This is a genomic window from Salinimicrobium oceani, assembly GCF_012037645.1.
In genome coordinates, this window is record NZ_JAAVJR010000465.1 from 1 (window position 1) to 494 (window position 494).

1 protein-coding gene is annotated in these 494 nt (G+C 47.8%); it reads left to right on the top strand.

The window, feature by feature from the left end; genetic code table 11:
• The coding region (locus HC175_RS17765; RefSeq protein ID WP_438865956.1) for an amino acid kinase family protein at positions 1-494 on the top strand (494 nt) is incomplete at both ends.

Here is a 494-nt window from a genome sequence, read left to right on the forward strand (position 1 = left end):
GCACCCTTAATCGGGGTGGCAGTGATTATACGGCAACCATTATTGGTGCAGCGGTGAATGCTACCGAAGTGCAGATCTGGACAGATATCGACGGTTTTCATAATAACGATCCGCGATACGTGGAGAATACTTCGGCTTTAACTCATCTCACTTTTGAAGAGGCGGCAGAGCTGGCATATTTCGGAGCCAAGATCCTGCACCCGCAAACCGTATCTCCAGTGAAGGAAAGGAATATCCCTATCTATCTTAAAAATACTTTTACCCCCGAAGCTCCCGGCACTTGTATCTCAGACCGCTACCACAGCACCGGACTCAAAGCGATCTCGGCCAAAGATGGGATTACAGCCATCAAGATCAAGTCGAACCGAATGCTCATGGCTCACGGTTTCCTCAAAAAGATCTTTGACGTCTTTGATAAGCATGGGACTGCCATCGATATGATCACAACTTCAGAAATTGCCATTTCCCTTACCATTGACGACACCCGAAACCTG